We start from the raw sequence: 20,850 nt of genomic DNA on the forward strand, positions 1-20,850 counted from the left end.
GGATTGGGATTGATGGGTAGGTTCTTCCATGGTCTCGACTCTAAGAGTCCAATAATTCAATGGTCAGTGGCTGGATGCAATCTTGCAATAGTGGAATGCCCCTGTCAGAAGCAAGCATGGAGCTGCTATGAAGCTGGACCGGCTAGATCTCATCGACAAACAGATGCGCTTGATACTCGCAGTGAAGCGAGGTCGGTCCGATAGGTGGTGTCTCAGGCTATGGAGCCACTTCATCAAGGCTAGAGATGGCCATCAATGCGTCGTTTGCTCTTCGGATGGTCGTACTCAGGCCCACCACATCTTTCGTAGGTCGGTGTATCGGTACGGTTGGTATCAGACGGGTAATGGCATCACGCTTTGTCATGAGTGCCATGAGCGACAGCACTCTACCTTCAATGGCCGGCCAAATATGAATCTGCCGATGGATGCGGAAGGTGGGGACAACTTAGATGAAGCGCTCGTCTATTTCGATTGCTTGATTAGGTCCGCGAACATTCAAGGACATGATCACGACGAGTTCTATTACATAGACGATCACATGCTGTTTTTCTTCATGCGTCTGCAGCAGTGCGAGCACATGCGTAAATTTTTGGAGTGCGGAAAGTACAGCCGACTGAGAATCGCTCATGAAATTTGGCGAACCTTTCCGCCAAGCGTTCTAGCAGCACTCATACGAGCCAACCTTTGATGATTCCGAGAGAGGCATTTCGCGGCATATCTCCGGCGATTGAACACTTGGAGGCTGCAAGGGCGGCATTGATGCGAGCTGTCACGGCCCAGCGCTCGGAGCGGTGGTGTTTGGCGTTATGGGGGCGCTTCATCCGGATGCGTGATGGCTACCGATGTGTGCATTGTGAGTCAGTGCAAAAGATCCAAGCGCACCATATTTTCCGTCGAGTCACATTCCCTCATGGAAAGTATGAGTTGGGCAACGGCATCACCCTATGTCACGGATGCCACAAATCTCTGCATGCGAAATTCAATGGCCGACCACTAAAGAGCGAGCCGCTCAACGCGCGTGGTGGCGATGACCAGGATGAAATGGCTTATCTCTATGGACGCCTTGCGGCCGACGCCGATGATCGAGGGCTCGATAAGGAGCGTTTCTATTTCATTAGCGACCGGATGTTGGAGTATTTCGTGGCGTTGCAAGGGTACGAGCCGCTTCTCCAAGATATACAGGCAGGAGGGACTAGCCGCATACATTTTGCCCACGCCATATGGTGGAGCATGCCTGAGAAATTCTATGAGATGGTGTATGGCCAAATCTTGAGCGCTGTGTTTGCTGCCAAGGAGTAAGTTTCGCCTTTGACCTACTCAATATCGGCTGTTCTAGACCACCATCTTCGCCAGTCAGTCTGTGTGGTACGCTCAGAATATCGCTGGATTCATGAGGTAATCCAAATGAGCAGTTTTCATCAGACAGATAGCAGCTTTGCCGAGATCATTGAGGGCAAGGCTCGCCGACGCGAAGAACTGATAAAAGCTATCCGAGAGGCAGACCCGGCGGTCTTGGCGGAAGCAACTGAGCGCCTCAGAGAGGCTATGCGCCATAGAGATCCCAGCCAGCGGCGTCGCCGGCTAGGACGGCTGTTATAGCCGTTTTTCGATTACGGCTGCCTGAGCTTTGCCAGCTGTTCTTCCAGCAGCCAATTGCTGGGCGTTTAGTAGACTCTCCTGTACCAGCTCCAGTTTGTTGATCTCTCCCTGATACTGATGGCTGGTTGGGATTCAGTCTCATCTAGTCACGAGACCTAATGGTATCGGCCAAGTCTTATTTGAGGGATAGATCTACCAGGGGCTGGGGGGGCGTCTGCGCCTTTTGGCTTGATCGTCTGCGGCCAGCGCCTCCTTAGGCGCAGCAGTTAGTAAGCCCCCCCCCCAGCCTCAAAAGAGATGAAACTTTATTTTTATAGTTTTCGGCGATTTTCGACGTTGATCGAAAATTAAGATGATACTTTAGCGCCTTTCACGATCATCTTAGAAAATGCCTGGCCAAGTGCTTTGCCACAAATGATTCTCTAGTTAGTACATTGATTCTTATAGATTTTTTCGAGCGGCCAGGCCTCTCTCGGCTCTTAACCTTAGGATGGGACTTTATTTTCATCCCACAAGACAGCTGTAACCCCATCACCCAAGGAAGTCCCGGCTTGTGCACAGGCCGGGATTTTTTTATTGAGCTGTGGAAAACCTATGAAGCTGCGCTTGATTCATGGATGGACGATTGCCCTGATCCTGGTGGTCCTGCTGCTGGGCGGGCTGACGCCGGTGCTGTCCAATAGCCTGTTGCTGCTGATGGACCGGGACAACTTCATTCCCGCCGAATCCTCGATCTGGACCTTTGAGCCGACTCTGATCAACCAGGGGGCAGCTTCCTATTGGCTGTACGGCGAAGACCGGCAGCACTACTTCTATTTTTCCTACGCCGAGGATCAGCCGTATCAGCTGATCGCCAGGGACAACCTCTGCCCAGGTTTCGACAGGCACGACGTGCGCACCTGGTGCCGACCCTGAAACTCCGGTCATGAATCTTGCTGCCGGTGCTTGTGGATAACCACATGCCGGTGCTCACTGTGGCAGCGAGCGGGTGGTGTTCGCCGACCAGCGTGATTGCAGGATCCAAAGTGGGCATATCAGGTTTCTCTCTACTGTGATGGGTTGCCAGATTGGCAAGTCCATCTCGGCGCCATGCCGCTGCCAGCATCAGCGGGAAGTACTGCCCCGAATGCTGTCGCGCAAAGGTTTCCTGCGGAGGTGAAATCCATCTTTGCTCGTTTGTTTCGGTGACTCGGCGAGCTATCCACAGGCCGGCGTGACTGGGTAAAAGTTACGTCAGTTTTATCCCTTTGTAATATTTTGAAACCTATACTCGCCCTGGTCCTGCAAACGGGTAAACCCGGCTTGCGCCGTTTTTGGTTTTGCGCTCGACCCACCTGCCGATATTTCCCTGCCCAGCCTCCCTCCATGGTTTCGCTGCCCCGCTAGAGTGTAGGTAGCGCGCTGCGGTCGCGGATCGGGTTATGCCGCAGGTGCGCCCTCCTGAACGTACCGGGAACCTGACTGATCATGAACAGGGTATTGCGTCACTACATACCGGCTGGCACCCGGCGCTTGCTGCCCAACCGCTGGGACCTGATCGCCATGCCGCTGGTGATCGGTTTCCTGCTGTTCTTTTCCATCGGGGCGCATCAGACCTGGGCGCCGATCTCGACCCTGGAAACCCAGGCCATTTCCCTGGACCCGGCCAACCTTCCCGAATACGCGATCCGCACCACCTTGCGCATGCTGGCGGCGATGATCGCTGCGCTGATCTTCACCCTGGTCTACGGCACCCTGGCGGCCAAGAGCCGGCGCGCCGGCAAGCTGCTGGTGCCGGTGCTGGACATCCTCCAGTCGGTGCCGGTGCTGGGCTACATCTCGTTCACCGTGACCTTCTTCCTGCTGCTGTTTCCCGGCCGGGTGCTGGGCGCCGAGTGCGCGGCGATCTTTGCCATCTTCACCAGCCAGGCATGGAACATGACCTTCAGCTTCTACCAGTCCCTGCGCACGTTGCCGCGGGACCTGGAGGAGGTGGCGAGCAACCTGCAATTGTCCAGCTGGCAGAAGTTCTGGAAGCTCGATGCGCCGTTCGCCATCCCCGGGCTGGTGTGGAACATGATGATGAGCATGTCCGGCGGCTGGTTCTTCGTGGTGGCTTCGGAGGCGATCACCGTCGGCGACAAGACCATCACCTTGCCCGGCGTCGGGGCCTACCTGGCCACGGCCATCGAACAGCGTGACCTGCACGCCGTGGGCTACGTGATCCTGACCATGATCGTGGTGATCCTGATCTACGACCAGTTCCTGTTCCGTCCGCTGGTGGCCTGGGCCGACAAGTTCCGCATGGAAAACACCGCCTCCCAGGGCGGTGCGCCAGAGTCCTGGGTGCTTAACCTGATCCAGCGTACCCGGGTCGTGCAGCGCCTGTTGCGCCCGCTGACCCGTGGCCTGGCGCGGATCGGCAATCTGCGCCTGGGCGCTGCGCGCACCTCGCACCGGTCGCGGCTTGCCAGCCCGCGGGCGTCGCGGCTGATCGATTGGCTGTGGGGCACCGGGATCGCCTTGCTGACGCTCTATGCGCTGTACCACATCGTGCTCTACGTCGGCACCGAAGTGACCTTAGGCGAGCTGTGGCACGTGCTGGGGTTGGGCTGCATCACCTTGTTGCGGGTGGTGCTGCTGATTTTCCTGGCATCGCTGGTCTGGGTGCCGCTGGGGGTGATGATCGGCCTGCGTCCGCACCTGGCGGAGAAGATCCAGCCGCTGGCGCAGTTCCTGGCGGCGTTCCCGGCCAACCTGCTGTTCCCGGTGTTCGTCATCTTCATCCTGCATTACCAGCTCAACCCGGATATCTGGCTCAGCCCGCTGATCGTGCTGGGCACCCAGTGGTACATCCTGTTCAACGTGATCGCCGGGGCCAGCGCCTTTCCCAATGATTTTCGCGAGGCCGCGACCAACTTCCGCATCCGTGGCTGGCAATGGTGGCGCCAGGTGATGTTGCCGGGGATCTTCCCCTACTACATCACCGGGGCGATCACCGCTTCCGGCGGGGCCTGGAACGCCAGCATCGTTTCCGAATTCGTTTCCTGGGGGCAGGACAAAGTGGTCGCCCACGGCCTGGGCGCCTATATCGCCCAGACCACGGCGGCCGGCGACTTTCCGAAAATCACCCTCGGGGTGGTGGTCATGTCGTTTTTTGTCGTGGCCTTCAATCGTCTGCTGTGGCGGCCGCTGTATGCCATGGCGGAGAACAAGCTGCGACTGGACTGATGGGTAGCGATCCGATGAATGGCCATACCGAAAAAAACACCCCAGCGCGGGAAATCTATTCGCTGAACAACGTCAGCCATGGCTTCGGCAAGGGCAAGGACGAGCTGCATGTGTTGAGTGATGTCGACCTGACGCTGCGGGAAGGGGAGATCGTCGGCATGCTCGGGCGCTCCGGCTCGGGCAAGTCCACGTTGCTGCGGATCATCGCCGGGCTGATCCAGGCGTCGTCCGGCGAGGTGCGCTACAACGGCGAGCTGCTCACCGGGCCTGCGGCGGGCGTGGCCATGGTGTTCCAGACCTTTGCCCTGTTCCCCTGGCTGACGGTGCTGGAAAACGTCGAGGCCGGGCTCCAGGCCTTGCAGGTCGAGCCCAAGGCGGCGCGCAAGCGGGCGTTGGCGGCCATCGACCTGATCGGCCTCGACGGTTTTGAAAACGCCTATCCCCGGGAGCTGTCCGGCGGCATGCGCCAGCGGGTCGGCTTCGCCCGGGCCCTGGTGGTCAACCCGACCCTGTTGCTGATGGACGAGCCGTTCTCGGCCCTGGATGTGCTCACCGCGGAAACCCTGCGGACCGATTTGCTGGACTTGTGGAGTGGCGGCCAGTTGCCCATCAAGTCGATCCTGATCGTCACCCACAACATCGAGGAAGCGGTGCTGATGTGCGACCGCATCCTGGTGCTGTCGTCCAATCCCGGGCGGGTGGTGGCGCAGATCACCGTGCCTTTCGCCCAGCCGCGCAATCGCCTGGACCCGGCGTTCCGGCGCATGGTCGATGACATCTACGCGCTGATGACCGACCGCCGCAGCGCCGACCCGGGCAGTGGCAAGGCCGAGCTGCAAGTGGGCAGCCCGCTGCCGGAAGTCTCCACCAACCTGATGGCCGGCTTGATCGGCGCCCTGGCCGCCGAGCCTTACCATGGCCAGGCCGGGCTCTCCAGCGTGGCCGAGCGCCTGCTGCTGGAGGTCGACGACCTGTTCCCGGTCACCGAGATCCTCGAACACCTGGGGTTCGTCGAGCTCAAGGGCGCCGACATCCACCTCACCGACGCCGGCCGCTTGTTCGCCGACTACGGCACCCAGGAGCGCAAGACCCTGTTTGCCGAGCACCTGATCCGCTATGTGCCGCTGGCGGCGCGGATTCGCGGGGTGTTGCAGGAGCGGCGCGGGCACTGGGCGCCACGGGTGCGTTTCGAACAGGAGCTGGAGGACTCGCTGAATGACTCGGCGGTGGAGGAAACCCTGGAGTCGGTGATCAGTTGGGGGCGCTACGCCGAAATCTTTTCCTACGACGACAACACCGAGACGTTCAGCCTGGAGGATGTCGAAGGCAGCCTGTAACCTCTGCCGCCAGCAGTTTTTTCAGCCAATGGCAGCCGGCCCATGGATAGATTTCAGGAAATGCAGGTATTCGTCTGCGTCGCTCAGGAGCAGGGCTTTGCCGCTGCCGCGCGGCGCCTGAGCCTGTCGGCCGCCAGCGTTACCCGCGCGGTGGCGGCCCTGGAACAGCGCATCGGCACCCAACTGCTGGTGCGCACCACCCGCAGCGTGCACCTGAGCGACGCCGGGCAGCGTTACCTGGAGGACTGCCGGCGCATCCTCGCCGAGGTCCAGGACGCCGAGGCCTCGGCTGCCGGGCTCCACGCCCAGCCCCGAGGGCTGTTGACCCTGACCGCGCCGGTGCTGTTCGGTGAGCTGTTCGTCACGCCGCTGCTGGTGCGCTACCTGGACAGTTATCCACAGGTCAGCGTCAACGCCCTGCTGGTGGACCGGGTGGTGAGCATGGTCGAGGAGGGCGTCGATGTGGCGGTGCGGATTGGCGAATTGCCCGACAGCGGCCAGCACGGCATTCGGGTCGGCGAGGTGCGTCGAGTGGTGTGCGCGGCTCCCGGGTTTCTCGCTGCCCATGGTTGCCCGCAACACCCTGATGACCTGCGCCAGGCCCCGGTCATTGCGCCGTCTTCCACCGGGCAGGCGCGCCACTGGCTATTCAACGACGCCGGCCGTGCCCTGAGCATCCGCCCCGAACCGCGTTTGCTGGTAAGTGCCAATCAGGCCGCGATCAGTGCCGCCTGCCTGGGGCTGGGGTTGACCCGGGTGCTGTCCTATCAGGTGGCCGACCAGGTGGCCGCTGGCCAGTTGCAGATCGTGCTGGCGGATTTCGAGCTGCCGCCGCTGCCGATCCACGTGGTGTACCAGGGCGGGCGCAAGGCGCCGGCGCGGGTGCGCAGCTTTGTCGACTTCGCCGTGCAGGCCTTGCGCGAGCATCCAGCGCTCAATGCGTGATCCGCTTTATTGCGCTGGATGAAATGCCGGATTGCGTTTTCTGGTGATTCTGTTGTTTTGCGGCAGGGATCAAGATGGCTCGGCCAGCGCGGCACTTGCACCGCGTTCCTGCCTGCGGAGTCCAACATGTCCCTGCTTCCGATCAAGTTCTACAACTTTCCCCGGTCCGGCCACGCCCATCGCGTCGAGCTGATGTTGTCGCTGCTGGACCTGCCCACTGAAAACATCTTCGTCGACCTGGCCAAGGGCGCGCACAAGCAGCCCGAGTTCCTGGCCCTCAACCCTTTTGGCCAAGTCCCGGTGATCGATGACCAGGGCACAGTCCTGGCGGACTCCAATGCGATCCTGGTGTACCTGGCGCAACGCTACGGCGGCGGTCGCTGGCTGCCCAGCGACCCGGTCGGCGCGGCGCAGGTGCAGCGCTGGTTGTCGGTGGCCGCCGGGCCGATTGCCTTCGGCCCGGCGGCGGCGCGCCTGATCACGGTGTTTGGCGCCACCTTCAACGCCGAGGAAGTCATCGCCCGTGCCCATGCCCTGCTCAAGGTCATGGACCAGGAGCTGGCGGGGCGGCCGTTCCTGGTGGGCCAGCAGGCGACCATCGCCGACGTCGCGGGCTACAGCTACATTGCCCACGCTCCGGAAGGCAACGTGTCGCTGGCGGACTACCCCAACGTAAGGGCCTGGCTGGCGCGGATCGAAGCCTTGCCGGGCTTCGTGCCCATGCCGTCCACGGCGGCGGGGCTGAAAAGCGCCTGAGGCCTGGTTAGAAAGGAGCCATCATGAGCAGCCGTTCTCCTTGGCACGCCGGCGAACGGCAGCTACAGGCCCTGGCCGGGGTCGCCGAACGCATGCAAGCCTTCGGCGGCCAGGCCATCCGCCAGGCCATGCCCGACCAGCACCGGCAGTTCTACGGCCAGCTGCCGTTCATCCTGCTGGGCGCGGTGGACGCCGCGGGCAACCCTTGGGCGAGCATTCTCGAAGGGCCTCCGGGCTTTGCCGAGGCGCCCCAGGCGACCCTGCTGCGCATCGACAGCCTGCCTGCCGCGGACGATCCGCTGCAGTTGCAGGACGGCGCGGCGCTGGGTCTATTGGGCATCGAACTGCACACCCGGCGGCGCAATCGCCTGAATGGGCGGATCACTAGCCTCGACCGCGACGGTTTCAGCGTGAGCGTCGAGCAGTCCTTCGGCAATTGCCCGCAATATATCCAGCTGCGCGAGCTGCAACAGCAGCCCTTGAGCGACCCGGCCAGCCGGCCGGCCGAGCACCGCGAAAGTCTGGACCCTGCGGCCCAGGCCCTGATCGGCGCTGCCGATACCTTCTTTGTCGCCAGCTACGTCGACCTGCAAGGGCAACGCTCGGTGGACGTGTCCCACCGTGGCGGCCAGGCCGGGTTCGTCCGGGTCGAGGGCAACTGCCTGACCATTCCGGATTTCGCCGGCAACCTGTATTTCAATACCCTGGGCAACCTGCTGCTCAACCCCCGGGCCGGCTTGCTGTTCATCGATTTTCACAGCGGTGAATTGCTGCAACTGAGCGGTCGTACCGAGATCATTCTCGACGGGCCGCTGGTCAGTGCCTTTCAGGGTGCCGAGCGGCTCTGGCGCTTTACCGTGGAGCATCTGGTACGGCGTCCGGCGGCCCTGTCCCTGCGCTGGCAATTGCAGGCCATTTCCCCCAACAGCCTGCTGACCGGCAACTGGCCACAAGCCGAGGCTCGCCTGCGGGCCGCTGCCCTGGGCCAGCAATGGCGGCCGTTGCGGGTGACGCGGATCGTGGACGAAAGCCTGGGCATCCGTTCCTTCTACCTGGAGCCGGCGGATGCCGCGGCTGCCCCGGTCTTCCTGGCCGGCCAGCATCTGCCGGTGCAGGTCATGCTCGACGGCCAGCCGCTGATTCGCACTTACAGCCTGTCCAGCGCGCCGTCCGATGGTTTCCTGCGCATCAGCGTCAAGCGCGAAGGCCGGGTTTCCAGTTACCTGCACCAGCAACTCAAGGTCGGTGATCTGCTGCAGGCCCGTGCCCCGCAAGGGCGTTTCACGGCCGATCCGCTGTCGCCCCGGCCACTGGTGCTGCTGGCGGCGGGGGTGGGCATCACGCCGTTGCTGTCGATGTTGCGCGAGGTGCTGTACCAGGGCCTGCGCACCCGTCGTACTCGGCCCACCTGGCTGTTTCAGGGCGCGCGCAACCTCGCCGAGCAGCCCTTTGCTGGCGAGCTGCAGACCTTGCGGGAACAGGCCGGGGATTCACTGCGGCTGCTGCGCCTGCTCAGCCAGCCGGAAGCCGAAGCCCGGCCGGGTCAGGACTTCGAGCACTGCGGACGCCTGGATGCGCAGGTGCTGCTGGCGCAGCCGGACCTGGATTGGGATAGCGCGGACTTCGTGCTCTGCGGCCCCGGGGCCTTTACCCAGGGCCTGTACGACAGTCTGCGGGACCTGGACATCGAGGACCGGCAGATCCACGCCGAGACTTTCGGCCCCTCGACCTTGCGCCGTCGGCCGGATCCCGAGGCGGTGCCATTCAGCCAACCGCCGGCCGCCACCCAGGCGGTGCGGGTGCGCTTGCAGCAGGCCGGCCGGGAGCTGTCCTGGGAGCCGGCCAGTGGCAGCCTGCTGCAACTGGCAGAAAGCGCCGGCCTGCATCCGCCGTTCAGCTGCCGCGGCGGTTCCTGCGGCACCTGCCAGACGCGCTTGATCAGTGGTCAGGTGAATTATCCACAGGTGCCGGCGCAGGTGCCTGAGCCGGGTCAGGTGCTGATTTGCTGCGCTGTGCCCGCAGCTGTGGATAACCTTGCACACGCGCTGGTGCTGGACCTTTAAGGCACGGAAAAAAGTCCTTCCCGGCGATTGCCGCCAAGGCGGCCTCTGCGTAGGCTGGCGTGCATTCTACAGCCGTTGCCCAGCCGGCCAGACGCCACCGAGGGCAACCCTGCGGGCCCATCGATCAATGGCCTCGGCCCAGGCAGTCGAGGGCTTTCAGCGTTAAAGGGAATCAACGATTCATGCTCCCCCGGGTCTTGCTCCGTCTCTGTGCCTTGCTCCTCTGCGGGCTGTTGCTCAACGCCTGCCGCAATGAAGACGCGCCTGCGCTCGACCAGCAACTCTATATCTGGCAACGCCAGTGGACCCCGGCTCACGCCGATGCCCTGGCGGGCTCGCGGGCGGACTTTTCCACAGTCCGGGTGCTGGCCCTGCAGGCTTTTCCACAGGCTGGCTGGAGCCGCGCGCGCATCGATGCCGAGCTGCTCAAGCAGGATGGCCGCCCGCTGATCGCCGTGGTGCGCCTGGACGGCCAGTTGCCGTCCTTGAACCAGGACGAAATCCTCCAGCAGGTGCAGCAAGTGCTGGCCGACTGGCAGGGGCAGGGCCTGACCCTGGCGGGCATCGAGATTGACCACGACGCCGGCAGCGCCCGCTTGCCAGCCTACGCCGCGCTTTTGCAGCGGCTGCGCGGGGTGCTGCCGCAGCACCTGGCCCTGAGCATTACCGCGCTGCCCGCCTGGCTCGACAGCCGCGAGCTGCCCGGGCTGCTGGCCCAGGTCGATAGCAGCGTGCTCCAGGTGCACGCGGTCAGCGATCCCCGGCGCGGGCTGTTCGATCCGCGCCAGGCTGAACAGTGGGCCAGGCGCTGGGCGAAGATCAGCGACAAACCCTTTTACCTGGCGCTGCCGGCTTACGGCGTGGCCTTGCTGCCCAGCGCCACGGGTGCTCCGGTGGTCGAAAGCGAAGCGCCCATTGCCCGCGCTGGCGAGCGCCGTGAACTGATGGCCGACCCCGAGCAACTGCGCCAACTGGCCATGACCCTGCGCCATGACCCGCCAGCCCATCTGGCCGGGCTGATCTGGTTTCGCCTGCCGCTCAAGGGCGATGTCCGCGCCTGGAGCCTGGACACCCTGCGCGCGGTGGCTCGGGGCGATGTTCTGGACAGCCGACTGGGCATCAGCCTGCAGGAGCAGGACGGTCTTTTCGATATCTACCTGAGCAACCCGGGCAACCTCGACCGGCCCCTGCCTGAACAATTGACCCTGGCCGTTGCCCAATGCGCCGGATTCGACGGGCTGGGGGGGTATTCCGCCGAGTGGCGTGACGGCCAGCTGTTATTGACCCGCCAGCAGGCCGGCCGGCTGGCGGCGGGTGGCACCCGGGCCGTGGGCTGGGCCCGCTGTACAAAAATTGACCAAGGAGCTGCACATGTTCGTCCCTAGATCCCGCTACCTGCTGTGCCTGAGCCTGTGCCTGCCCTTGGCCCCGGCCCTGGCCTGCGGGCCGACGTTCCCCATGCGCCTGCTGGGGGATCGCCCGCAGACCCTGGCGCAGTTGCCCGAAGGCAGCTTCCAGTTCGAAATCAGCCGCCTGGGCAAGCCCATCGTCGGGCTCAAGCCAGTCGTCAATAACGCCTTCACTCGCGATTACAACCTGCCTGACAGCTACGAGGTGCAAGAGCGTAACTGGGCCGAACAGCAAGGGCTGGACGACGCCCAGAAAGCCCTGGTCGGGCAGTTGCGCAAACTCAGTGACGGGCGCGTGGCGGAACAACAAGGCGCCAGCCTGCCGCCGGAGATCAACCTCTACACCGCGGGCGCCGTGGCCTTCAGCGCCGGGGATCATGAGCTGGCGGCGGAGTATTTCCGCAAGGTGCTGGCGCTGCCCGCCGAGCAGCGCGCCCTGCGCAGCACCTGGGCCGCCTATTCCCTGGGTCGGGCCCTGCAGGCCATCAGTGAAGAAGCCAACGCGCTGGACGACAAGGGGCGTAGCGACACCCTGCTGGCGGCGCGCCAGGCCTTCGGCCAGACCCGTCAACTGAGCATCGACGGCTTCAGCGACCCCCTGGCACTGGCCGTCGCCAGCCTCGGCGAAGAGGCGCGCATCCTGAAGAACCAGAACCACTGGAGTGAGGCCATCGACCTGTATGCCAGCCAGAACCTGGCGGGTTCGGAGGTCGGCTACAGCTCGCTGAAGCAGGTGGTGGGCGAGTTGGGCGGCCTGTCGGACGCGCAATTGCTGGAGCAGCTCAAGCAGCCTTCGGTGGCGCGCTTGCTCACGGCTTCGTTGATCTCGCACCAGGGCTGGTCCTTCGGCGAGCGTCCCGAGTCCGAGGTGAAACTGATCAAGCTGCTGAGCCAGGGCACCGCCGGCAGCTTCGACAACGCCGACCGGCTGGCGGCGCTGAATTACCAGAACGGCGATTTCGCCACCACCCGGATGCTGCTGGAGCATGCCGGCGACGGCGGCCTGGCCTGGTGGCTGCGGGCCAAGCTGGCCGTGCGCGATGGCGACAAGGCGGCGGCTGCTGCTGCTTACGCCAAGGCCGCCGCGGCCTTTCCCCGGGACGAGAGCTGGGGCTTTCGCGGCGACTACGACGGCAACTATGAAGACCTCAAGCCGGGCTGCCGGGTCGACGGCGAAAGTGCCGTGCTGGCCCTGGATCGGGGTGACTACGTGCAGGCATTCGAGCTGCTCTACCGCAGTGGCGACATCTACTGGCACGACGCGGCGACCGTGGCGGAGCGGGTGCTGACCTTGGATGAGCTCAAGCAGTTCGTCGACACCCAAGTGCCCGCGCCGCCGCCGACGCCCAAGCAACCCGATGCCTACTACGAGAGCCTGCCGATTGCCGCCCAGTTGCGCGAACTGCTGGGCCGGCGGCTGTTGCGCGAGGGCCGCTACGAAGAGGGCTGGGGCTACTTCGACAGCCCCGAGCGCCAGGCCATCGCCAAGGCCTACGGCGAGTACCGACGCCGCGCCGAGTCGGCGTGGCTGCCGACCCGCCGGGCCGAGGCCTATTACCAGGCCGGCAAGCTGGCGCGGACCTCTGGAATGGAGATCCTGGGTTACGAAATGGGCCCGGACTACCACAGCCTGTGGGGCAGCTACAGCCTGGATATCCCGCCGGTGCAGGCCGGGCCCTTGATCAGTGCCGATGAAGTGCAGCGCCAGCAGGCCACCACCGCCGAGCCCGACGTGCGCTACCACTACCGCTACGTGGCCGGGGAACTGGGCAACCGGGCGGCGGATTTCCTGCCACACACCAGCCAGGCCTATGCCGCGGTGCTGTGCAAGGCGGCGCGCTGGACCCGCGGCAGCGATGTCGAGATCGACTACTACCGGCGCTACGTGGAGAACGGTCCCTTTGTGGAATGGGCCGGCAACTTCGGCATGAACTGCCAGGAGCCGGACTTCGGCAGCGCCAACAAGCGCTACCTGACCCAGTGGCTGGACGCATCCCGTTCCGCGGTGGCCGAGCACAGGCTGGTTGCCGGCGCCGGTGCCGGCGTACTGCTGTTGGGGGCGGCCTACCTGTTCCGCCGCCGCCGCGCGGTGTCCTCGCACAAGGCGACATAAAGGCGTGCCCCGGACCCTGTAGCCGCTGCCGCAGGCTGCGCACGAGCTGGGCGGCACTCCGACGCAGCGGTCGCGGCGATCTCTGGGGCGCACATTTTTCGGGGATCGCCAGGCAAGGTCCTGCGGACCTTTGCGCAGCTTCGCCGAGGCTCAGCAGCGGCTACAGAACCGTCAGGCTTGCTGGACAAAGGTCAGGCGCAGGGCGAAGCCGATCAGCAGGCTGCCGAACAGCCATTGCTGCACCCGTTGCGCCGACCGGCTGCGTTGCATCCAGCGGCCCAGCCCGGCTCCCGCCAGGGCGTAGCAGCAGTCGAACAGCCCGCCCACCGCCACCAGCAGCACCCCCAGGGTGACGAACTGCGGGACCACTGCCCCGGCCTGGGGATCGATGAATTGCGGCAACAGCACCGAGCAGAACAACAGCGCCTTGGGGTTCAGCAGGTTGGTCAGCACACCGCGCTGGATCGCCTGGCGCCAGCGCAGGGGCGTGGCTGCCGCGCCGCCGCCGTCGAGGTTGGGCAGCAGGTTGGCGCGCAGGCACTGGATGCCGATCCACAACAGGTAGGCGGCGCCCGCCAGGCGCACCAGGTCGAAGGTCCAGGGCGCGGCCTTGAACAGCGCCGCCAGGCCCAGGGCGGCCAGGGCCACGTGGCAGCCGCGGGAGATGGCCAGCCCCAGGGCCGTGGCCAGTGCCTGGGCCTTGCCCTGGCGGGCGCCGGTCTGCAGCAGCAGGATCATGTCGGGGCCGGGCAGCAGGTAGACCACCGCCAGAGCCAGGAAATACATCCACAGTTGCGCCACCTTGCACCCCCATTCGTTGTCGAGTCGGTGCGCCCAGTTTAGGGCCACAGGGGCGGGCAGGTGCTTGCGTAATCAGCCAGCAAAATGGCGAAAATTGGCATAACCTTCCAGCTTTCACTGCGATGACCAGCCAGATATGCCAAAGATGAAACTCGATGCCTACGACCGCAAGATTCTCGCCGCGCTGCAGCGCGATGGCCGCCTGAGCAACGTGCAACTGGCCGAGGAGATCGGCCTGTCGCCGTCACCCTGCCTGCGCCGGGTGCGCATGCTGGAAGAGGCCGGGGTGATTCGCGGTTATCAGGCGACCCTGGACCGCGACGAAGTGGGGCTGGGGCTGACGGTGTTCGTCGGGGTCAAGGTGGAACGGCACAACGACGCCGAGGCCGAAGCCTTCCGCCAGGCGGTGTTGCAGTTGCCGGAGGTGATCTCGGCGTTCCTGGTGTCCGGCGAGTCGGACTTCCTGCTGCAGGTGGTGGTCCCGGACCTGCGCGGTTACGACCGCTTCCTCACCGGCTGCCTGCTGAAGATCCCCGGGGTCAGCGACATCCGCAGCAACTTCGCCATTCACACGGTGAAAACCCCAGGGCCCTTGCCATTGGGGCACTTGCCCGGCTGATGATCCTGGCCAGCCGGGGCAGCGCCTCACCGGCATGCTCTAGCTACTGTGGCGAGGGAGCTTGCTCCCGCTCGGTCGCGCAGCGGCCGCAGAATCTGGCTACGCGGGGTGTCAGGTACTTTGCGTTGGCCGGGCCTGGGGCCGCGTTGCAGCCCAGCGCGAGCAAGCTCGCTCGCCACAGGGGCTCAGGTCCACCAGTAGCGCACCAGGTGGAAGAAGATCGGCGCGGCGAAGCACACCGAATCCAGGCGATCGAGCATGCCGCCGTGGCCTTCGATCATGTGCCCCCAGTCCTTGACCCCGCGGTCGCGCTTGATCGCCGACATGACGATGCCGCCGGCAAAGCCCAGCAGGTTGATCAGCAGGGCGATGAGGAACGACTGCCAGACATTGAACGGGGTGATCCAGAACAGCGCGCCGCCGATCAGCGACGCCAGCAGGATGCCGCCGACAAAGCCTTCCACGGTCTTGGACGGCGACAGGTTGGGGGCGATCTTGCGCTTGCCGAAGAGTTTTCCACAGACGTACTGCAGCACGTCCGAGAGCTGCACCACGATCACCAGGTAAGCGATCAGCAGCAGGTTGCGGCCTTCGTAGCCATCGATGTTCAGGGTCAGCAGGGCCGGCACGAAGGACACGCAGAACACCGCGATCATCAGGCCCCACTGGACCTTGGAGGCGCGTTCCAGGAAGTGCGTGCTGTCGCCGCCCAGGGACGCCAGGATCGGCAACAGCAGGAACACGTAGACCGGGATGAAGATCGAGAACAATCCGTACCAGTCGGAGTAGATCAGCAGGTACTGCAGGGGCAGGGCCAGGTAGAAGGCGGCCACCAGGGCCGGATAGTCGCTGCGCCGGGTCGGGGTCAGGGTGAGGAACTCGCGCAGGGCGTAGAACGACACCGCATAGAACAGCAGGATCACCGCCGCGGTGCCGAGCCAGAAGGCGATGCCGATCACCAGCACCATCACCCACCAGGCGTTGATCCGCGCATTGAGGTTGTCGATCACCGGGTTGGGCGTGCCACGGGTGCGCCACTGGAGGATGAAACCGATCAGCGAGGCCAGCACCAGAATGGCGCCGATGCCGCCGAACAACATCAGGGTCTGCTTATCCATCTCAGGCGTGCTCCGGGGCCAGGGCCAGCAGCGCGGCGCGGCTGCGTTCGAGGAAGTGTTCCTTGGTTTCGTCTTCTTCCAGGCTCAGCGGCGCACCGAAGCTGGTGGTGCACAGCAGCGGCAGGGGCAGGAAGCGGCCCTTGGGCATGACCCGGTTGAGGTTGGCGATCCACACCGGGATCACCTCCACCTGTGGATAACGTTTGGCCAGGTGGTAGATCCCGCTCTTGAACGGCAGCAGGCCGTCTTCCGGGTTGCGTGTGCCCTCCGGAAAGATGATCAGCGAGTCGCCCTGGTCCAGGGCATCGAGCATCGGCTGCAAGGGATTGTTATCCACAGCCTCCTTGCGCTCGCGGTCGATCAGCACGCCGTTGAACACCCGGTTGATGATGTAGCGGCGCAGGGCGCTTTTCTGCCAGTAGTCGGCACCGGCCACCGGCCGGGTCAGCCTGCGCAGGGCCGGCGGCAGCGAGGCCCAGAGCAGCACGAAGTCGCCGTGGCTGCTGTGGTTGGCGAAGTAGATCCGCTGCACCGGTCGCGGCGCGGAGCCGAGCCACAGGCTGCGGGCCCCGGTGATGCTGCGGGCGGCGGAGGTGATGAGATTGGCAACCAGGGGTTCGAACATGGGCATTCCTTATCCGGCGAAGGTCAGCCAGGGGCTGGCCAGGATCAAGCTCAACAGCACCAGCACCTGGGCCGCCAGCAGCAACGCCTGACGGCGCAGCAGGCCAAGGGCCCCGCGGCTGCGTTCGTTCCAGGGCCGGCCACCGCGCTGGGCGGGCTGCAGACCGAGGGCGCTCAGGGCCTGGTCCAGGGCCTGGGTGCTGTGTTCGAGGGACGCGGGGCCATCGGCCACGCGCTGGAACAGGTCGGCGTCGAAGGCCACCCGCAGCGCCAGGTACTTTTCCACCAGCCCTAGCAGTAGCAGGGCCAGGCTGACGATCAGCCCACCCAGGGTGACGCTGGCCAGCAGGTACTGACCCAGGCCATACAGCGCGCCGAGCAGGGTCAGGCCTGTGGATAACTGATCCAGGGCCCGGCCCCGGCGCAGCAGGCTGGCTACGCTGTACAGCTGCATTTCACTGGACATGGGCCGGGCTCTTGGCGGGGATCAGGGTCTGCAGCGCCTGGCGCTGGGCCGCTTGCAGGACGATCTGCGGGCGGGCCCGCTGGATCTGCACGATGGCCGCGTCCACCGTGGCGGCGCGCCCGCTGTGCAGCAGCCAGGCGGCAATCGCCGTGGCGCTGCGCGAATAGCCCAGGGCGCAGCACACCAGCAACGGGCCTTGCCGGCGCAGGCGTTCCACCGCTTGCGCCGCGGCCAGGCATTGTTCGGCGCTGAGGGCACACAGGTCCAGTGCCGGCAGGCTCTGATAGGCCTGCAAGCCGCGGCTGTCCAGGGACAGCTCGGCGCACAGGTCGAGCACCGCGACAAACGGACTGTCCCTGAGCTCCACCGGGGTGGGCAGGCGGCCGAGCCAGACGTTATCCACAACCTGATCCGGCTGTGGATGGTTTTTTGTCCACAACCGCGAGTTGATCCAGGCCGCCGCCAGGTAAGGGGCCAGCAGCCAGCGGGCGGCCGGGCTCAGGCGGCCGTCCTGACGCTTCTGGAACCCTGTGGCGCCGAGCAGGGCGTAGTTCAGGGCCACCAGCAGCAGCGCCACGGCGGGCCAGATCAGCCACAGCCCGGTGCCGCCCCAGGTGAAGGCAGCCACCGCCAATAGCGCCGCGCCCAGACCGTAGCGTCCGGCCAGCTGGCGGCGTCGCCGGTCACGGGCCGGTTGTGCGCTGAACAGCGGGCTGGGGCGATCCAGCGGCCACAGCCAGACACACAGCCAGCCGGCCAGGGCGCCGGTGGGCACATCGACAAAGTGATGTTGATAAGTGGTCAGCACCGACACCCCGATCAAGCCGAACCAGCCATGCACCAGCCAGCGCCAGAAGCCCTGGCTATGCCGGGCGTAGCAGACCCACAGCACCACCAGCAGGGCGATGTGCAGCGACGGTGCCTGGTTGAAGGGTTTGTCGAAGCCGGCCAGCACCTCGAACAGCCAGCCGAACACCCCGTCCAGCTCCGGCCGGGGGAAGGTGAAGCGCAGCGGCCAGAGCAAAAAGCAACTGACCGCGATCAACTGGGCGCTGAGCAGGCGCAGGGCGTGGCGCTTGAGCTCGTCCCGGCTGCGGGGCAGTAGCAGGGAGAAGCCGTAGAGCAGGTCGATGGACCAGTAGGGCACGATGGTCCAGGCCCAGAACGGCATGTGCCGCTCCCAGTCGAAGACCAGGCTGCCGACGTCGTCGCGCTGGGCGGTGACCCAGGTGGCGAAGCCGTAGGTGCTGAAAAATAGCGGCGCCAGGAGCAGCAGCCAGAGCACCGCCGGTTTCAGCAGGCCCGGCTCCCGCGCTGGCAAGGCAGCTGCGCTCATCATTGCACCCGTTGCGCCAGGGATACGCTGAAGATCCCCCATTCATCCACGCGCATGGTGATCTTGCGAAAGCCCGCGGCTTCCACCAGTTGGTCCATTTCCGCCTGGGTGCGGCGGCGCATGACCCAGGCCTGGCCTTCGCGGTGGCTGGTCAGGGCGCGGGCGATCAGTTCCAGCTGCGGGTGCCACGGCTGGCCGGTGTACACCAGGTAGCCGCCGGGTTCCACGGCGCTGGCCAGCCCCGCCAGGGAGCCGCCGACCATCTGGTTGTCGGCGAACAACTCGTACAACCCGGACACCACCGCCAGGGTCGGCTTGGGATCGAGGGCCGCCAGGTCCTCGCGGTCGAAGGCGTTGCCTTTGACGAACCGCGCGATCTCGCCCAGGCCCTTTTCCTGGATCAGGGCACTGCCGTCGCGCACGTTGATGTCGCTGTAGTCGCGCAGCAGGATCGATTCCGGCAGTGGGCTGACCCCTTGCAGGGCTTCGAGGATGTAGCGGCCGTGGCCGGCGGCGATGTCGACGATGCGCACTTCGCTGTTCTGCTCACGGAGTTTTTCCATGGCCAGGCGCAGCAGTTCTTCCACGTGCAGCTTGCGCTGGCGGATGCCGCGCCAGCCGATGGAGTTCAGGTAGTTCTGGTCGATCAACCGGCCCAGGGCGGAATGCCCGGTGGGCTGGTTGCGGTAGACGTAGTCCAGGGTGCTGCCGGAGTCGAAGCCGGTGTCGAAGCCCAGCTTGACCCCCGCCGACAGCTGGCTGCCCAGGCGCATGCTGGCGCGGGTGGCGCGCCAGTACAGGTCGCGCAGGGAGTTGTGCGGCAGCGGTGCGGCCAGGGCCTCGGATTCGGCGCAGGTCACGCCCAGGCGGTCGGCGTCCAGCAGGGCAGGGCGGTTCAGCGGGCGGGCGAAGTTCTGCAGGATGAAGCGGCGGATGCTGGCCATGGCCGGGGCGCGGTGCTTTTCTCCCAGGGTGTCGTGGAAGAAGCCGGGGAGGATGTGCTTTTCCTTGTGCAGGCTGCCCAGGCGCTCGAAGAACTGCTCCTGGGGCTTGCGGTGCACCACGAAGTCGGCGCCGGAAATCAGCAATTGGGTCGGCACCTGGATCGCCTGGGCGTCGGCCACCACCCGGTCGGCTGCTTCATACAGGCCCAGCAGCACGTTGACCGAGATGGCCTTGGTGATCAGTGGGTCGGCGTCGTAGCTGCGCACCCGTTCCGGGTCGTGGCTCAGGAAGCGCGCCTTGACGTAGCTGTTGACGAAGAAGTTGCCGCGAAAACGCCGCATCAGCGCCAGGCCCGGGCGGGCGAAGGGCACGTACAGCTTGACCTTGAACGCCGGCGAGGCCAGTACCAGGGAGCGGATGCGCGGCGCGTAGTCGTGGACCCAGGTGGAGGCGATCACCGCGCCGACGCTCTGGGCCACCACGGCGATGTTTTCTTCGTCGATGCCGTGGGCGCTGCCCAGGTGGTCGCAGAAGGTCTGCACGTCGCGCACGCTGGTGGCGAAGCTCGGGCTATCGCCCCGGGCACCCGGGGATTGGCCGTGGCCGCGAGCGTCCCAGGCGAAGAAGTCGAACTGCGGCAGGTTCAGCTCGTCCACCAGGTGGGCAATGCGCCCGGAGTGTTCGTGCCCGCGATGGAACAGCAGCACCGCCTGACGCGGTTCGCCGGGCACCACTTCAGTGGCCGGCCAGTGGCGGTAAAACAGTTCGACGCCGTCATGGGTCCGGAACGTCTGGTGTTGAGCGTCGCGCATTGCCATTTCCTTATGCAGAGGGAGCGTTGTGCTGAACTTCTTTGAGGCCCTGACGGACCCGATTGATCAGGGTGTAGACCAGCAAGGCGGCAACCAGTGCCAGCACGCCGTTGATCCACAGGGCGCCGAGCCAGCCCAGAGCGATGCCGGTGGCCAGCACGCCGAGGATGAACGCACGGTCGCTCTTGCCCATGGGCCCGTCGTAGCGCCGTGAGGCGCCGACCATCGGCCCGAGCACCCCGGCGTATTCGCTGAACAGCGCCAGCAGGGTCACCGCCAGCACCAGCAGCAGGCTGACGCCCGGGAGCAGGGCGAAGGGCAGGATCAGCGCGCTGTCGGCGACCACGTCGCAGAGTTCATTGAGGTAGGCGCCCAGGCGCGATTGCTGGCCGAATTCCCGGGCCAGCATGCCGTCGATGGCATTGAGCGCCATGCGCAGGATCATCCACAGCGGAATCAGGGCGAACAGCCAGGCGTGGCTGGCGAACAGGGCGATGACGGTGCCGACCAGGAGTGAGATGACGGCGGCCAGGACGGTGATCTGGTTGGCCGTGGTGCCGTTGTCGTACAGGCGCTGCACCAACGGCCGCAGCAGGTTCTGAAAGCGCGGTTTGAGCTGGTAAATCGAGAGCATGATGGGACGGTTCCTTGTCGCACGCGGTGAGCAGGGCTGGATTATTGCCATAAATGCCAGGGG

Annotated in this window: 18 protein-coding genes and 1 pseudogene; 11 read left to right on the forward strand and 8 right to left on the reverse strand. The window is 65.0% G+C overall.

Going from position 1 to position 20,850, the window contains the following annotated elements; all coding sequences use genetic code 11:
* Positions 1-163: 163 nt before the first annotated feature.
* Positions 164-319 (forward strand): annotated as a pseudogene (locus GGI48_RS31530) (hypothetical protein); the annotation flags it as partial.
* 126 nt (positions 320-445) lie between these two features.
* Here the strand turns inward: GGI48_RS31530 and GGI48_RS15095 are convergent.
* Positions 446-628 carry a hypothetical protein gene (locus GGI48_RS15095; protein ID WP_179598983.1) on the reverse strand — a complete coding sequence of 61 codons (183 nt, stop codon included), beginning with the start codon at positions 626-628 and terminating at the stop codon, positions 446-448.
* A 296-nt stretch (positions 629-924) separates the two neighbouring features.
* On the opposite strand from GGI48_RS15095, the gene GGI48_RS31070 reads away from it, so the two are divergent.
* The 9 genes from GGI48_RS31070 (at position 925) to GGI48_RS15140 (ending at position 13,432) form a co-directional block, all read left to right on the forward strand.
* Positions 925-1,299 (forward strand): hypothetical protein, encoded by a 375-nt coding sequence (locus GGI48_RS31070; RefSeq protein ID WP_218872806.1) that lies wholly within the window; start codon positions 925-927, stop codon positions 1,297-1,299.
* Positions 1,300-2,193: 894 nt separating this feature from the next.
* Positions 2,194-2,514, forward strand: a complete 321-nt coding sequence (locus tag GGI48_RS15105; protein ID WP_179598987.1) for a hypothetical protein — start codon at positions 2,194-2,196, stop codon at positions 2,512-2,514.
* Between the two features lie 552 nt (positions 2,515-3,066).
* A complete protein-coding gene (locus tag GGI48_RS15110; protein WP_179598989.1) occupies positions 3,067-4,809 on the forward strand; it encodes an ABC transporter permease subunit in 1,743 nt (580 codons plus the stop codon).
* A 14-nt stretch (positions 4,810-4,823) separates the two neighbouring features.
* Complete coding sequence (locus GGI48_RS15115) at positions 4,824-6,146, forward strand: AAA-associated domain-containing protein (protein WP_016963508.1); 1,323 nt, start codon at positions 4,824-4,826, stop codon at positions 6,144-6,146.
* 42 nt (positions 6,147-6,188) lie between these two features.
* Positions 6,189-7,091 carry a LysR family transcriptional regulator gene (locus tag GGI48_RS15120; protein WP_016963509.1) on the forward strand — a complete coding sequence of 301 codons (903 nt, stop codon included), beginning with the start codon at positions 6,189-6,191 and terminating at the stop codon, positions 7,089-7,091.
* 126 nt (positions 7,092-7,217) lie between these two features.
* Positions 7,218-7,847 carry a glutathione S-transferase family protein gene (locus GGI48_RS15125; protein WP_016963510.1) on the forward strand — a complete coding sequence of 210 codons (630 nt, stop codon included), beginning with the start codon at positions 7,218-7,220 and terminating at the stop codon, positions 7,845-7,847.
* 23 nt (positions 7,848-7,870) lie between these two features.
* Positions 7,871-9,910, forward strand: a complete 2,040-nt coding sequence (locus GGI48_RS15130) for a pyridoxamine 5'-phosphate oxidase family protein (RefSeq protein ID WP_179598991.1) — start codon at positions 7,871-7,873, stop codon at positions 9,908-9,910.
* A 182-nt stretch (positions 9,911-10,092) separates the two neighbouring features.
* A complete protein-coding gene (locus tag GGI48_RS15135; RefSeq protein ID WP_179598993.1) occupies positions 10,093-11,295 on the forward strand; it encodes a DUF3142 domain-containing protein in 1,203 nt (400 codons plus the stop codon).
* Positions 11,282-13,432: a hypothetical protein gene (locus GGI48_RS15140; RefSeq protein WP_179598995.1), complete on the forward strand. Its 2,151-nt coding sequence runs from the start codon at positions 11,282-11,284 to the stop codon at positions 13,430-13,432. Before GGI48_RS15135 ends, GGI48_RS15140 begins: the two co-directional genes overlap by 14 nt.
* 171 nt (positions 13,433-13,603) lie before the next feature.
* Here GGI48_RS15140 and GGI48_RS15145 read toward each other — a convergent pair whose 3' ends face one another.
* Positions 13,604-14,218, reverse strand: a complete 615-nt coding sequence (locus GGI48_RS15145) for a LysE family translocator (protein WP_181957158.1) — start codon at positions 14,216-14,218, stop codon at positions 13,604-13,606.
* Between the two features lie 160 nt (positions 14,219-14,378).
* On the opposite strand from GGI48_RS15145, the gene GGI48_RS15150 reads away from it, so the two are divergent.
* Entirely contained in the window at positions 14,379-14,852 is a 474-nt protein-coding gene (locus tag GGI48_RS15150; protein ID WP_016966246.1) for an Lrp/AsnC family transcriptional regulator, read from the forward strand.
* A 185-nt stretch (positions 14,853-15,037) separates the two neighbouring features.
* On the opposite strand, the gene GGI48_RS15155 is transcribed toward GGI48_RS15150, so the two are convergent.
* The 6 genes from GGI48_RS15155 to GGI48_RS15180 are packed head-to-tail and all read right to left on the reverse strand — an operon-like array spanning position 15,038 to position 20,787.
* Positions 15,038-15,970, reverse strand: coding sequence for a phosphatidate cytidylyltransferase (locus GGI48_RS15155; RefSeq protein ID WP_179598997.1), 933 nt, complete (start codon positions 15,968-15,970; stop codon positions 15,038-15,040).
* Position 15,971: 1 nt separating this feature from the next.
* The gene (locus GGI48_RS15160; RefSeq protein ID WP_016966248.1) at positions 15,972-16,595 is read right to left on the reverse strand and encodes a lysophospholipid acyltransferase family protein; all 624 of its coding nucleotides are present in this window, start codon (positions 16,593-16,595) and stop codon (positions 15,972-15,974) included.
* Positions 16,596-16,604: 9 nt separating this feature from the next.
* The gene (locus GGI48_RS15165; protein ID WP_179598999.1) at positions 16,605-17,060 is read right to left on the reverse strand and encodes a hypothetical protein; all 456 of its coding nucleotides are present in this window, start codon (positions 17,058-17,060) and stop codon (positions 16,605-16,607) included.
* Positions 17,050-18,396, reverse strand: a complete 1,347-nt coding sequence (locus GGI48_RS15170) for a phosphatase PAP2/dual specificity phosphatase family protein (protein WP_103742453.1) — start codon at positions 18,394-18,396, stop codon at positions 17,050-17,052. Before GGI48_RS15170 ends, GGI48_RS15165 begins: the two co-directional genes overlap by 11 nt.
* A complete protein-coding gene (locus GGI48_RS15175; RefSeq protein WP_179599001.1) occupies positions 18,396-20,153 on the reverse strand; it encodes a bifunctional alpha/beta hydrolase/class I SAM-dependent methyltransferase in 1,758 nt (585 codons plus the stop codon). Before GGI48_RS15175 ends, GGI48_RS15170 begins: the two co-directional genes overlap by 1 nt.
* 10 nt (positions 20,154-20,163) lie before the next feature.
* Positions 20,164-20,787: a CDP-alcohol phosphatidyltransferase family protein gene (locus GGI48_RS15180; RefSeq protein WP_016966252.1), complete on the reverse strand. Its 624-nt coding sequence runs from the start codon at positions 20,785-20,787 to the stop codon at positions 20,164-20,166.
* Positions 20,788-20,850 lie beyond the last annotated feature (63 nt).

Source organism: Pseudomonas protegens (assembly GCF_013407925.2).
Lineage (GTDB): Bacteria > Pseudomonadota > Gammaproteobacteria > Pseudomonadales > Pseudomonadaceae > Aquipseudomonas > Aquipseudomonas fluorescens_AP.